Genomic DNA, 11,563 nt, shown 5'->3' on the forward strand with positions numbered 1-11,563 from the left:
GGTCGGTTTTTTGTTGTGGAAAAGGAAAAACTGACCGAATGACAGCCAGTTTTAAAATACGACATCTATATTAAATTCAAGATGTTGTTTCGATAAGACGAGGGATGACGTGTTTTAACAGCGCAGCGGCTCTTGCTTCAAGTAGTTCTGGTAGTTGATCGAGTGGAAAATAACGAAGATCTAGACTTTCTCCATCTGTCATTTGTAATGTACCTGATATTCCTTTTGCTTGAAAGAGATGAATCACACTATAGGTTTGATCGCCATTTGGATAACGGAAGAAGTAATCAGGACCCGAGAAGACGTCTAGCAGCTGAACACTGCGTGCTTGAAGTCCGGTTTCTTCCTGTAATTCACGCATCGCGACTTCTTCAAGTGTCTCACCTGGTTCCATCGAACCACCGGGAAGTCCCCAACTGTGGGTATCCGAACGATATTGAAATAGCAGTTCATGTTGTGGATTTATGACGAGTACGGTCGCACCCACGCTGATCAACGGTCGGTTGCCTACGATTTTTCGTAAATCTAATAAGTATCCCATCTGCTCACTCCTTTCGTATCAGTATAGAAGAATATTCATTATGACAGTTAGTAAAAAGAAATAAGGCAAAAAGACTTGCCAATTTAAAAGACACATGTTATATTAATATCTGTCGAAACGTTATATCATCGCGGGGTGGAGCAGTCTGGTAGCTCGTTGGGCTCATAACCCAAAGGTCGTCGGTTCAAATCCGGCCCCCGCAACCAATTTTTAAATAATTAAATCCGAAACGTTTATCGTCGCGGGGTGGAGCAGTCTGGTAGCTCGTTGGGCTCATAACCCAAAGGTCGTCGGTTCAAATCCGGCCCCCGCAACCAATTTTAAACTTAACTTCAACTTTACTACGAAACGTTCAGCGTTTCGTATTTTTTTTTGCCTTTTTCGTCCGGTACAATAGAGAAGGACGAACAGTACGTATTAAGGAGGAGACATCGTATGATAGAACTGGAAATGAACAGCTTGGAAGAAACGACTGCCTTGGCTCTTGAACTCGGACGACGTGCTGAAGCAGGGATGGTCATTACGCTCGATGGGGATTTAGGTGCTGGGAAAACGACTTTTACGCAAAGCTTTGCGAAAGGATTAGGTGTGACGCGTCACGTCAACAGCCCTACCTTTACAATCATGAAAGTCTATACGGGACGTCTTCCTCTTTATCATATGGATGTTTATCGCCTGGAAGGTTCCGGTGATGATATCGGACTTGAAGAATATTTGAATGGTGAAGGCGTCGCCGTCGTCGAGTGGTCTGAGTTAATTGCGGACAGTCTTCCACCTGAACGGTTGGCAATCACGATTACGCGAACAGGTGATGATAGTCGACGTTTTGAGCTGACGCCGATCGGAGAACGATACATTACATTATGTGAGGGATTGAAATCATGAAAATCGTAGCCATTGATACATCGACGAAACAATTATCAGTCGCTCTTTCAGACGGGAAACAGATTGTAGCAGAAGCTTCTTACGTCACGTCTTTGAATCATGCGACGAAACTCATGCCGTTGCTTGAGCGCTTGATGGTGGAAGCAAAATGGTCGCCGGCTCAACTGACACGCATTGTCGTTGCTGACGGTCCTGGTTCTTATACGGGATTACGGATTGGAGCGACGACAGCGAAGACGCTTGCCTATACACTCGGTATCGAGCTCGTTGCTATCTCGACACTTGAACTGATGGCAGCTTCGACTGGTCATACAGGACGCGTTGCGGCGATTCAAGATGCGCGGCGTGGAGCAGGGTTTGTCGGAGTGTACGACGCCGGGAAACGAATTGGTGAAGAACAGCATGTCGAGATTGCGTCCTTTGTAAAGACGTTAACGCCAGATACGCTCGTCACAGGAGACGTCGAGGCGTTCGAAGAGATTCTTCAGCCCTTCGAAAAGGTGGCTCCTGCTTTCCGGACGCCACGTGCCGGCGTACTCGCTTTACTCGGTGCAACGCGTCAGACGGTCGAAGCGCATGCGTTTGAGCCACGTTACCTGCGACTGGCTGAAGCAGAAGCGAAATGGATCGAGGCACAGCGTCATGAGTAAGGGCATTCGTCGCATGACCGTACAGGATGCTGCAGGTGTTCATGCGGTCGAACTCGAATCATTTGCGACACCGTGGACGCTAGATGCCTTCGAAGCGGAAATGACACAAAATCCGAATGCCTATTATGTCGTTGCCGATCAAGATGGTATCGTTGGGTTTGCTGGTCTGTGGCATATTGCGGATGAAGGACATATTACGAATATTGCCGTCAAGCAGTCGCATCGCGGACAAGGGCTCGGGGAAGACTTGCTAACGGCATTGATCGCCGTCGGTCGTGCGCTTGGTTTGCGGGCGATGACGCTTGAAGTACGTGTCTCGAACACACCAGCGCGGACTTTATATGAAAAACTCGGATTCCAGTATGTCGGTGTCCGAAAACGATATTATCAAGATAACAATGAAGATGCTGCCATCTACTGGCTGGAACTGGAGGGAGAAGACCTATGACACAACCATTGATTCTAGCAATCGAATCGAGTTGTGACGAAACGGCGGCTGCCGTCGTCCGTGGAGGAACTGACGTCTTATCGAACGTCGTCTCGTCTCAAATCGAAAGTCATAAACGTTTTGGTGGCGTCGTGCCTGAAGTGGCTTCACGGCATCACGTTGAACGGATCACATACGTCATCGATGATGCTTTGACGGAAGCAAACGTCACGATCGACGATATCGATGCGATCGCCGTCACGGAAGGACCTGGACTCGTTGGAGCACTACTCGTTGGTGTCAGCGCAGCGAAGGCACTCGCCTTTGCGCACAATAAACCATTAATTGGTGTTCATCATATCGCAGGTCATATCTATGCGAATCGTCTCGTGCAAGAGCTTGAGTTCCCGCTCGTCTGTTTGATTGCATCAGGTGGGCACACGGAACTGATCTACATGCCGGAAGACGGTGTATATGAAGTCATTGGTGAAACACGGGATGATGCCGCAGGGGAAGCATATGATAAAGTTGCTCGAACGTTGCAGTTACCGTATCCGGGTGGTCCACGGATCGATCAATTGGCACAGACTGGTCAGGATACGTTCCATTTTCCACGCGTCTGGCTTGAGAAGGACTCGTACGACTTTAGCTTCAGCGGTTTGAAGTCAGCGGTCATCAATGCCGTGCATAACGCCGAACAACGGGGAGAAACGATCATTCCGGAAGATTTAGCTGCAAGTTTCCAAGCGAGCGTCGTCGAGGTACTCGTGACAAAGGCGGTTCGTGCCGTGAAGGATAAAGGGGGACGTCAATTGCTACTTGCTGGTGGCGTCGCTGCTAACAAAGGATTACGCCAAGGTCTCGAAGCGGCGTGTGCGAAGGAAGGAATCGATCTCGTCATTCCACCGATGCACCTGTGTGGAGACAATGCAGCGATGATCGGAGCGGCTGCAATTCATCCATATCGCGCGTTACGCTATTCGACACTTGCCATGAACGCAGAACCTGGGCTAGATTTAAAGTAAGGAATCCGAACAACTTGGGGGAAATGGAATGAAAAAAGTCATCATCGCATTGTTAGCGGTACTGGTCATCGTCGCGATCGGACTTCAGGTCCGAGAAATCGTCAACGCATACCAAGTCGCCTATAAGGAAGAACTCGTACCCGATAAAAAAGCGGTCGAGACGAATACGAAACAACGTCCACTTTACGAAATCGGACGAGCAGAAGGGGAAAAGACCCGGATTCAAAAGTTATATGCTTTTGATCAGACAATCAATGGTAAGCTCAGTAACGTCGTCATCGTCGATCGGAAGTATGGTTTAACGAACAAGGCGGGTGATGATTATTTCATTATTGCTTCCGGAACACCGGTGACGGATCAAGAAAAGAAGTCATTCGAACCAATGATTCAAAAGATGGATGCAGAACAAGTCCAAGCCGAGGTCATCTCAAAGCATGAGGTGACGGCTGTCGAGAACAATAAAAAACGGACGTTGACGTTATTTAAGGTCTTCTATAAGGATACGGATCAAAACGAATACCTCTTCTTCATCGAAAAAGAAGGCGGTCTGAAACTCGATCTATTTAAGAAGGGTTACTCACGTTTGTCTAATTACTAAATCCATGAAAACAGCGGATTCCTAAATAGGAGTCCGCTGTTGTTCGTTCATTGCCATTCAGTGATACCCGTCAAGTCATCATAGATACGATCGGGATCGAGATTCAATTCCTCGACCGGAAGTCCATTTCGATTGATCCATGCCGTTTTGAAGCCGAAACTCTTCGCCCCGGTGATGTCCCAACCGTTCGAGGACATGAAGAGGATCTCCTCGCGTTTTAGACCGAGCGTGTTTAAGGCATGCATATAGGATGCAGGTGCTGGCTTATACTGTTTGATATCATCGACACTGACGAGATGTTCGAACCGATCGGCTAAGCCTGACTGCTCAATGAGCGGATCGAGCATATCATGGGAACCATTCGAGAAGACGACCAGACGCTTGTCCGCCATCGTCTCGAGAACGGAGCTGACTTCAGGATATACATCAAGCGTCAGGTACGTCTCCATTAAGGTCGTGATTTGTTCCTCGGTCACATGGAGCTTCAGTTCGAGTAACGTATAGCGGAGAGCATCTTGTGTCACTTGGCTGAACGGCACATACTGTCCGTTCAATTGTCGGAGGAAAGAGTACTCCAGTTGTTTCTCCCGCCAGCGTTTGCTGATCGCTTCTCCGTGATCCGGATAAAGCGCTTCGGCTTGTTCTTTGACGGAATGGACATCGAATAATGTACCGTAGACGTCAAAGACGAGTGCTTGAATCGTCATAAAACATTCATCTCACTTTCATAGAGTCTGCTTTAACGATTCCCTTACAGTACGGATTCAAACGACACTCAAGAATGAACCTGTTGTAAAAAGCGATGAAACGTTTGCGCGAATGCACGACAAGCGGCTTGTTTCTCCAGGGTATTCGGATCAAACTCAATCTTCAAGCCATCCGTGACGAGGGTCGCCCCAGCTTCTTTTAATGCGTCTTCAATCAAATCAACGGCTGCGCAGTACTTCGGATAATCAAGATCCCCCGAACCAAAAGCAGCCGCCGGTATCCCGTCTAAGGATTGTTCCCTTAGCTCCTCAACGAAGTCTTCTGCTTCATACGGTAAATCACCGTCTCCCCATGTATATGAGCCGAGTAATAGACCATCAAAACGTGATAAGTCCTCCCCGACGAATTGATCTAGTTCCGTGATCGTCACGTTGACACCGTGTTGCTCGAATTCATGTTGAATGAGCGAGACGATATCTTCCGTATTACCGGACATGCTGACGAATCCAATCGCGATATGCATGCATCTTCCTCCTTTCACTGTACTTCTCTACTTTAATTGATAATGATTATCAATGTCAAAGGACATATAAAAAAGCACCTTCCGAAGAAGATGCTTTTCTATACATTAGTCTTGTAGTTCGGCCCATTCCTCAATGGAACGAATGACCGGTTCGAGTTGGCGCCCTTTGTCGGTCAAACTGTATTGAATCTTAATCGGACGATCGGGAATGACAGTCCGGATGACGATGCCTTCCGCTTCGAGCTCCTTCATACGTTCCGTGAGCATACGACCTGATAATTCGGGAATGGCATCTTGAATCTCATTGAAACGACATGTCTTCGTCAACAAGTGACGTAAGATCAGACCCGTCCATTTCTTACCTAAGATTTCAAAGGCATGTTCGACTTTGGGACAAAGAGCCGGTTGGATTGCGACTTCTTCCATCAGCACTCATCCTTTCTATAGTTGTAGTATACCCGCTTCTGCTAAAAAAATCGAATCATTTTACTTAATGTAACAAAAAGAACTAAAACAAATCTATTTACTTTTAGTAAGTGATAAGATATAGTCTGTTTATTGAGTTACTTAAAGTAACTAAAATACATTAGGTAAAAGGAGAAGAGAGCAATGATGGATACAGGACTTTTAATCATTCGTTTAATCATCGGCTTAACGTTCGCTGCACACGGGACACAAAAATTATTTGGTTGGTTCGGCGGACACGGAATCGCTGGAACAGGCGGTTGGTTCGAATCAATCGGCATGAAGCCAGGGAAGGCACTCGCGATTACAGCAGGTCTTGCTGAATTGATCGGCGGCTTGTTGTTTGCAGGAGGCGTATTCCTCTGGATCGCAGCACTCCTCATCATCGGATCGATGCTTGTCGCGATCGTTAAAGTACACGGTGCGAATGGTTACTGGGTGACGCAGAACGGGTACGAATACAACATGGCATTGATCGTCATCGCGCTTGGTGTAGCAATGATCGGTGCTGGAGACTACTCACTCGCTGCACTCATCGGGTGAAGAAAAAGGTGGGTCATTCATGAAGTTTGAGGCATCAACGCTTAGCGCAAAAGACAATTATAAATTACTGATCGGAAGCATCATTCCGCGTCCGATTGCTTTCGTGACAACGCAAGGAGAAGACGGGACGGTCAACGCCGCACCGTTTTCCTTCTTTACGGTCGCTTCAAGCAGTCCGCCGCAACTGGTGATCGCCGTACAACGGACGGATCAGGGGCAGAAGGATACGGCACGTAACATCCTAGCGAAACAAAGTTATGTCATCCATATCGTCAGCGAAGAGATCGTCGACGCAGTCAATGAGACAGCTGCACCACTTGCTTACGGTGAAAGTGAGCTTAAGCGGACGGATTTAACACTCGTCGATAGTGACGCAATCGAAGTACCCGGAATCGCGGAAGCGAAAATTCGCTTCGAGATGCGCTTGACGCAACACGTCGAGCTAGAAGGTGCCGATCTTCTAATCGGGGAAGTACTGCGCTATCACGTTGCAGATGAACTCGTCGAGTCGTTCCGAATTGACGCGGCAGGCTTGAAGGCTGTCGCTCGTTTAGCAGGGAATGATTATGCGACGATCGGGAAGACGTTTACGATTGCCCGACCGACGAAATGATCGAAGTGTGAATGCCTGACTCATCGTATGATTCGTTTTGATTCAAACAAAAAGGAGTGGAGAGACCGGTCTAACTACCGGAATCTCCACTCCTTTTTTCATGTCGTTCATCTGATTCATCAAGGCTGCGGATCGATTTCGTTTGAAGAGGCTTCAAGACCATGACGTTTACTGTACTGATAGCCATCGAGCAAATAAAAGACGATTGCGAGTGCCCATATTCCGACGCAGCTGATCAAGAAAGCGCTGATTGGAGAGACACTACCGTAATACGATAAGATCAACGGATCATTGAGTTCGACGAATAGCTGTATCGTCAGGAGCGTACAGCATAATCCCGAGAGTAAACTGATGAAGAGCCCACTCAATGTCTGGATGACGAGACCGATCATGCAGGAAATCAAGAGGAACAAAGGAAGTGCAGCATTGAAGGCATCTGGACGAATAAAGACGGATACATAATCGGCATATAACGGTACGAAATAGAGAACACCGGATAGTAATCCTAAGATGAGATTGATGAAAAAGCTCTTCGTCCGCATCAGTGTTGGTTCTCCCATCGTTCCATTAATTCGAGCAAATCGACATCAATCTGATCACGTTCTGCCGAAAGTGCCGTTGCTTTCGGAATGTCATTGAAGACTTCCGGTTCGCAAAGCAACTGTTCGATCTCCGCTGAACGCTGTTCGAGCCGCTCAATGTCTTGTTCGAGTTGTTCGATTTGCTGACGGCGCTTGCGCTCTTCCTTCTGCGCTTCTTTATCGATCGTCTTCGATGCCGTGACTTTTGCTGCTTTTGCTTCCTCGGCTTCAAGACGAGCGATTTCTTCTTGCTCCGCCTTCTTCTCCGTGTAGTACGAATAATCACCGAGGTATTCCGTCACGCCGGCTTCACTCATCTCGATGACGCGGGTCGCGATTCGGTCGATGAAGTAACGGTCGTGAGAGACGAATAACAGCGTTCCTTCGTAGTCGACGAGCGCATTTTCAAGGACCATCTTCGAATCCAGATCCAAGTGGTTCGTCGGCTCATCGAGGACGAGGACGTTCGTTTTCCGGAGTTTCAGTTTTGCAAGTGCGAGACGTCCGCGTTCGCCACCAGATAACTCATGGACGATCTTGAAGACATCGTCACCGCTAAACAAGAATTGCCCGAGGACAGACCGGACTTCTTGTTCACGCATCAGTGGCCATTCGTTCCAAATCTCATCGATGACGCGGTTCCGGTCATTGAGTTCTGCCTGCTCTTGATCGTAATATCCGATCGAGACGCCAGTTCCGAAACGGAAATCACCGAAGAGGGGGCGTAAGCGACCGACGAGGACTTTTAGAAGCGTCGACTTTCCGATTCCATTCGGTCCGACGAGTGCCAGCGATTCACCGCGTTGCAAGCGGAACGTGATGTCTTTTGAGACAGCTTCTTCGTAACCGATTGCCAGTTGATTGACTTGAAGAACGTCATTCCCGCTCTGTTTTTCAATCGGGAAGGACAGGACCGTGCTACGCTCATCCCCATCTGGTCGGTCGAGCCGATCGACCTTCTCGAGCCGCTTCCGGACACTTTGGGCACGTTTGGTCGTCGTCGCTCGGGCGATGTTCCGTTGAATGAAGTCCTGCATCTTCGTGATTTCTTCTTGTTGCTGTTCGAACTGTTTCATTTCTTGATCGTACAATGCCGCTTTTTGTTCCAAGTACTTCGTGTAGTTACCGGTGAACTTACGGCAGACATTGCGTGACAGCTCATAGACGACATTGACGACTTGGTCAAGGAAGTACCGGTCGTGCGAGACGATCAGAACGGCACCACGATAACCGCCGAGGTAACTTTCGAGCCAAGCAAGCGTATCGATATCGAGGTGGTTGGTCGGCTCATCGAGAATGAGGAGCTCTGGTGCTTGCAGGAGCATCTTCGCTAAGGCGAGACGTGTCCGTTGACCACCGGATAACGTTTGGATCCGACGCGAATAATCGTCCGGATAAAAGCGCATGCCGTGCAGGACGGAGCGGATATTCGCTTCGAACTGATAACCACCCGCTTCTGAGAAGTCGTATTGCGCTTGATCGTACGTCTTTAGGAGACGATCGTACGCGACCGGATCGTTCAAGATATGCTCCATGCCCATTTCGATTTCCATCCGGCGTAGTGTTCGTTCTTGTTCCTGCAAATGTTCAAAGACGGTCAGCATCTCGTTCCAGATCGTCTCGTTCGATTCAAGACCACTGTCCTGCGCGAGATAACCGATTTTGACATCTTTACCTTTCATGATGTCACCCGAGTCATGACTGAGTTCGCCAGCAATGATTTTGAGCAAGGTCGATTTACCGGCACCATTTCGTCCGACGAGCGCAATCCGGTCGTGCTCTTGTACTTCCAATTTGATATTTTCTAAAATCGGCTCAACGCCGAATGATTTCGAGAGTTGGTTGACTTGTAAGAGTATCATTTCCATCCATCCTTCCACCCTTTAGTCTATCACGAACAAAAGCGCGAGGTCCTGCGGAATATATTATTTGTGACTCTATGTGAAGTGGTTTACAATCAAGGAGAGTAGAAAGCTTTTTGCAAAGATTTGGGTGCCACGATGGATGTGGCCGAAGGGGGAACTGCAGGATGAATGGACCAGACACAAAAATTCCACAAGCGACAGCAAAACGGTTGCCGCTATATTATCGCTTCATCCAAAGTTTATACAATTCAGGCAAGCTCCGCGTCTCTTCTGCTGAGTTAAGCGAGGCGGTGAAGGTTGATTCAGCAACGATTCGTCGCGATTTTTCCTACTTTGGGGCATTAGGGAAGAAGGGGTATGGATATAACGTTCAACATCTCTTAACGTTTTTCCGCAAAACCTTGAATCAAGATGAGGTGACGAATGTTGCCTTAATCGGGGTCGGTCATCTCGGAACAGCGTTTGCAAATTATAACTTTTTAAAGAATAATAGTACTCGGATAGTCGTTGCGTTTGATGCGGACGAAGAGAAGGTCGGAACAACGACGCATGACGTTCCAATCTATCATGTTTCGGACATGAAAGAACAAATCGAAGCGAATCAGGTCGATGTTGCCATCTTGACGGTTCCATCCCAGTTCGCGCAGTCAGTAGCGGATGAGTTAGTCGAGTATGGTGTGACTGGCATCCTGAACTTTACGCCCGCGCGGTTGAACGTGCCAGCGAGCGTCCGGGTCCATCACATCGATTTATCGATCGAGTTGCAGTCGTTAGTTTATTTCATGAAGCATTATTCGCAATCAGCTGAAGGAGTGAAATCATAATGGAAAACCTTATCCCGTCAACTATAGCATTCATCGGACCAGGTAGCTTAGCACTAATCGGTGTCGTCGCATTAATCATCTTCGGACCGAAGAAGTTACCTGAACTTGGTCGTGCTGCGGGTCAGACATTGAAAGAGTTCAAGAGCGCAACGAACGGTATCATGGACGACGATAAAAAGGATGAACCGAAAGAGAAGTGATTGAATCATGGCGATTGATCAAGAACAAAGCGTGACGTCGCATCTGGACGAACTGCGTAAACGGATCGTCTGGTCGCTTATCATCGTCGTCGTCCTGTTCGCTGTTGCATTTCCGCTCGTCCGACCGCTCGTTCGCTTCTTGCAAGCGGACTTAAAAGAGCTCGGTATCGGTTTGAATGCCTTCAACGTCGCAGATCCTTTAATGTTGTATTTGAATCTTGCGTTCATCATCGCAATCGTGCTGGCATCGCCGTTCTGGATGTATCAACTCTGGGCATTCGTCCGCCCTGGTCTGTATGATAAGGAGCAAAAAGCGACATTGACGTATATTCCGGTCATCTTCTTTCTATTTTTGGCTGGTGTAGCCTTCTCATACTTTTGGTTGTTACCTTTCTTATTAAAAGTTTCGACTGAACTAGGGAAGGAACTCGGAATCGAACAAGTCATCGGAGTTGAGAACTACTTCAGTTTCTTAATCCGATTAACGATTCCGTTCGGTCTTCTTTTCCAATTGCCGGTCGTGACGATGTTTCTGACACGTCTTGGTCTCGTGACGCCAATTTTCATGCGAAAGAATCGGAAATATGCGTACTTTGCGCTGTTCGTCGTTGCGGCATTGATCGCACCGCCGGACGTGACGTCACACTTGATGATCTCGGTCCCATTGTTCGTTCTCTATGAAATCAGCATCTTGATTTCTGCGCGGACGTACAAAAAGGTCTTGATCCTCGAGCAACAGGCAGAGCTTGAACGACAGGCGGATTTGATGCGTGAATTGAATAAATGAATCGTGAATTCCTTCCGATAATTTTGGAAGGGATTCTTTTTTATGAAAGCGTTATTTTTATATTGATAAAGCAGTTAGCGATGCGTATACTAAAGTTAATTCATGGGGGCTTAGCTCAGCTGGGAGAGCGTTTGGCTGGCAGCCAAAAGGTCGTCGGTTCGATCCCGATAGTCTCCACCATATTCGTACACTTCAAACTCTTGAGCATTCAAGAGTTTTTTGTTGTTTTCAAAATATGGAAATGCAATATAAAGTGTCAATAAAAACAAATAATTATATAAAACAGACAGAACTGAATTGTTTATTTCCATCTATTTCATTAAACTAA

At 47.5% G+C, this 11,563-nt stretch carries 16 protein-coding genes and 3 tRNA genes; 13 read left to right on the plus strand and 6 right to left on the minus strand.

Annotated elements, in window-relative coordinates:
• Positions 1 to 76: 76 nt before the first annotated feature.
• Positions 77 to 541 carry an NUDIX hydrolase gene (locus tag EXG77_RS01425; RefSeq protein WP_023469617.1) on the minus strand — a complete coding sequence of 155 codons (465 nt, stop codon included), beginning with the start codon at positions 539 to 541 and terminating at the stop codon, positions 77 to 79.
• A gap of 129 nt (positions 542 to 670) precedes the next feature.
• Between EXG77_RS01425 and EXG77_RS01430 the strand changes: the two genes are divergently transcribed.
• The 7 genes from EXG77_RS01430 to EXG77_RS01460 all read left to right on the plus strand — a co-directional run bounded on the left by EXG77_RS01430 (position 671) and on the right by EXG77_RS01460 (position 4,126).
• Positions 671 to 747 (plus strand) — tRNA-Met (locus EXG77_RS01430).
• Positions 748 to 781: 34 nt separating this feature from the next.
• A tRNA-Met gene (locus EXG77_RS01435) sits at positions 782 to 858 on the plus strand.
• A 118-nt stretch (positions 859 to 976) separates the two neighbouring features.
• Positions 977 to 1,426 (plus strand): tRNA (adenosine(37)-N6)-threonylcarbamoyltransferase complex ATPase subunit type 1 TsaE, encoded by a 450-nt coding sequence (gene tsaE / locus EXG77_RS01440; RefSeq protein ID WP_023469616.1) that lies wholly within the window; start codon positions 977 to 979, stop codon positions 1,424 to 1,426.
• Entirely contained in the window at positions 1,423 to 2,076 is a 654-nt protein-coding gene (gene tsaB, locus EXG77_RS01445; RefSeq protein ID WP_035395716.1) for a tRNA (adenosine(37)-N6)-threonylcarbamoyltransferase complex dimerization subunit type 1 TsaB, read from the plus strand. Before tsaE ends, tsaB begins: the two co-directional genes overlap by 4 nt.
• On the plus strand, positions 2,069 to 2,524 hold the full coding sequence (gene rimI, locus EXG77_RS01450; RefSeq protein ID WP_071908837.1) for a ribosomal protein S18-alanine N-acetyltransferase: 456 nt from the start codon (positions 2,069 to 2,071) through the stop codon (positions 2,522 to 2,524). Before tsaB ends, rimI begins: the two co-directional genes overlap by 8 nt.
• Positions 2,521 to 3,528: a tRNA (adenosine(37)-N6)-threonylcarbamoyltransferase complex transferase subunit TsaD gene (gene tsaD / locus EXG77_RS01455; protein ID WP_035395718.1), complete on the plus strand. Its 1,008-nt coding sequence runs from the start codon at positions 2,521 to 2,523 to the stop codon at positions 3,526 to 3,528. The genes rimI and tsaD overlap by 4 nt, the downstream gene beginning before the upstream one ends.
• Before the next feature lie 28 nt (positions 3,529 to 3,556).
• Entirely contained in the window at positions 3,557 to 4,126 is a 570-nt protein-coding gene (locus EXG77_RS01460; protein ID WP_035395720.1) for a hypothetical protein, read from the plus strand.
• A 47-nt stretch (positions 4,127 to 4,173) separates the two neighbouring features.
• Here the strand turns inward: EXG77_RS01460 and EXG77_RS01465 are convergent, their stop codons facing one another.
• From EXG77_RS01465 to EXG77_RS01475, 3 genes are all read right to left on the minus strand, one after another.
• On the minus strand, positions 4,174 to 4,833 hold the full coding sequence (locus EXG77_RS01465; protein ID WP_023469611.1) for a haloacid dehalogenase type II: 660 nt from the start codon (positions 4,831 to 4,833) through the stop codon (positions 4,174 to 4,176).
• Positions 4,834 to 4,901: 68 nt separating this feature from the next.
• The gene (locus EXG77_RS01470) at positions 4,902 to 5,357 is read right to left on the minus strand and encodes a flavodoxin (RefSeq protein ID WP_035395721.1); all 456 of its coding nucleotides are present in this window, start codon (positions 5,355 to 5,357) and stop codon (positions 4,902 to 4,904) included.
• Between the two features lie 105 nt (positions 5,358 to 5,462).
• On the minus strand, positions 5,463 to 5,783 hold the full coding sequence (locus tag EXG77_RS01475; RefSeq protein ID WP_023469609.1) for a helix-turn-helix domain-containing protein: 321 nt from the start codon (positions 5,781 to 5,783) through the stop codon (positions 5,463 to 5,465).
• 183 nt (positions 5,784 to 5,966) lie between these two features.
• Between EXG77_RS01475 and EXG77_RS01480 the strand changes: the two genes are divergently transcribed.
• Both EXG77_RS01480 and EXG77_RS01485 read left to right on the plus strand, forming a co-directional pair.
• Positions 5,967 to 6,365, plus strand: coding sequence for a DoxX family protein (locus EXG77_RS01480; protein WP_023469608.1), 399 nt, complete (start codon positions 5,967 to 5,969; stop codon positions 6,363 to 6,365).
• 19 nt (positions 6,366 to 6,384) lie between these two features.
• Complete coding sequence (locus tag EXG77_RS01485; RefSeq protein ID WP_023469607.1) at positions 6,385 to 6,978, plus strand: flavin reductase family protein; 594 nt, start codon at positions 6,385 to 6,387, stop codon at positions 6,976 to 6,978.
• A 119-nt stretch (positions 6,979 to 7,097) separates the two neighbouring features.
• On the opposite strand, the gene EXG77_RS01490 is transcribed toward EXG77_RS01485, so the two are convergent.
• Both EXG77_RS01490 and EXG77_RS01495 read right to left on the minus strand, forming a co-directional pair.
• On the minus strand, positions 7,098 to 7,538 hold the full coding sequence (locus EXG77_RS01490) for a hypothetical protein (RefSeq protein WP_145981719.1): 441 nt from the start codon (positions 7,536 to 7,538) through the stop codon (positions 7,098 to 7,100).
• Positions 7,520 to 9,421: an ABC-F family ATP-binding cassette domain-containing protein gene (locus tag EXG77_RS01495; protein ID WP_035395941.1), complete on the minus strand. Its 1,902-nt coding sequence runs from the start codon at positions 9,419 to 9,421 to the stop codon at positions 7,520 to 7,522. Before EXG77_RS01495 ends, EXG77_RS01490 begins: the two co-directional genes overlap by 19 nt.
• A 167-nt stretch (positions 9,422 to 9,588) precedes the next feature.
• Between EXG77_RS01495 and EXG77_RS01500 the strand changes: the two genes are divergently transcribed.
• The 4 genes from EXG77_RS01500 (at position 9,589) to EXG77_RS01515 (ending at position 11,415) form a co-directional block, all read left to right on the plus strand.
• Positions 9,589 to 10,248, plus strand: a complete 660-nt coding sequence (locus EXG77_RS01500) for a redox-sensing transcriptional repressor Rex (RefSeq protein WP_023469604.1) — start codon at positions 9,589 to 9,591, stop codon at positions 10,246 to 10,248.
• Positions 10,248 to 10,448, plus strand: a complete 201-nt coding sequence (locus tag EXG77_RS01505) for a twin-arginine translocase TatA/TatE family subunit (RefSeq protein ID WP_023469603.1) — start codon at positions 10,248 to 10,250, stop codon at positions 10,446 to 10,448. The genes EXG77_RS01500 and EXG77_RS01505 overlap by 1 nt, the downstream gene beginning before the upstream one ends.
• A 7-nt stretch (positions 10,449 to 10,455) precedes the next feature.
• Positions 10,456 to 11,235, plus strand: a complete 780-nt coding sequence (tatC, locus tag EXG77_RS01510) for a twin-arginine translocase subunit TatC (RefSeq protein ID WP_023469602.1) — start codon at positions 10,456 to 10,458, stop codon at positions 11,233 to 11,235.
• A 104-nt stretch (positions 11,236 to 11,339) separates the two neighbouring features.
• A tRNA-Ala gene (locus EXG77_RS01515) sits at positions 11,340 to 11,415 on the plus strand.
• The last annotated feature ends 148 nt before the right edge of the window (positions 11,416 to 11,563 follow it).

The organism is Exiguobacterium sp. OS-77 (assembly GCF_000414195.2).
Taxonomy (GTDB): Bacteria; Bacillota; Bacilli; order Exiguobacteriales; family Exiguobacteriaceae; genus Exiguobacterium_A; species Exiguobacterium_A indicum.

Excerpts from the sequence above, each read along its gene's own strand:
- EXG77_RS01425 (WP_023469617.1), bottom strand. The coding sequence starts at position 541 with ATGGGATACTTATTAGATTTACGAAAAATCGTAGGCAACCGACCGTTG.
- tsaE (WP_023469616.1), top strand. The coding sequence starts at position 977 with ATGATAGAACTGGAAATGAACAGCTTGGAAGAAACGACTGCCTTGGCT.
- tsaB (WP_035395716.1), top strand. The coding sequence starts at position 1,423 with ATGAAAATCGTAGCCATTGATACATCGACGAAACAATTATCAGTCGCT.
- rimI (WP_071908837.1), top strand. The coding sequence starts at position 2,069 with ATGAGTAAGGGCATTCGTCGCATGACCGTACAGGATGCTGCAGGTGTT.
- tsaD (WP_035395718.1), top strand. The coding sequence starts at position 2,521 with ATGACACAACCATTGATTCTAGCAATCGAATCGAGTTGTGACGAAACG.
- EXG77_RS01460 (WP_035395720.1), top strand. The coding sequence starts at position 3,557 with ATGAAAAAAGTCATCATCGCATTGTTAGCGGTACTGGTCATCGTCGCG.
- EXG77_RS01465 (WP_023469611.1), bottom strand. The coding sequence starts at position 4,833 with ATGACGATTCAAGCACTCGTCTTTGACGTCTACGGTACATTATTCGAT.
- EXG77_RS01470 (WP_035395721.1), bottom strand. The coding sequence starts at position 5,357 with ATGCATATCGCGATTGGATTCGTCAGCATGTCCGGTAATACGGAAGAT.
- EXG77_RS01475 (WP_023469609.1), bottom strand. The coding sequence starts at position 5,783 with ATGGAAGAAGTCGCAATCCAACCGGCTCTTTGTCCCAAAGTCGAACAT.
- EXG77_RS01480 (WP_023469608.1), top strand. The coding sequence starts at position 5,967 with ATGATGGATACAGGACTTTTAATCATTCGTTTAATCATCGGCTTAACG.
- EXG77_RS01485 (WP_023469607.1), top strand. The coding sequence starts at position 6,385 with ATGAAGTTTGAGGCATCAACGCTTAGCGCAAAAGACAATTATAAATTA.
- EXG77_RS01490 (WP_145981719.1), bottom strand. The coding sequence starts at position 7,538 with ATGGGAGAACCAACACTGATGCGGACGAAGAGCTTTTTCATCAATCTC.
- EXG77_RS01495 (WP_035395941.1), bottom strand. The coding sequence starts at position 9,421 with ATGATACTCTTACAAGTCAACCAACTCTCGAAATCATTCGGCGTTGAG.
- EXG77_RS01500 (WP_023469604.1), top strand. The coding sequence starts at position 9,589 with ATGAATGGACCAGACACAAAAATTCCACAAGCGACAGCAAAACGGTTG.
- EXG77_RS01505 (WP_023469603.1), top strand. The coding sequence starts at position 10,248 with ATGGAAAACCTTATCCCGTCAACTATAGCATTCATCGGACCAGGTAGC.
- tatC (WP_023469602.1), top strand. The coding sequence starts at position 10,456 with ATGGCGATTGATCAAGAACAAAGCGTGACGTCGCATCTGGACGAACTG.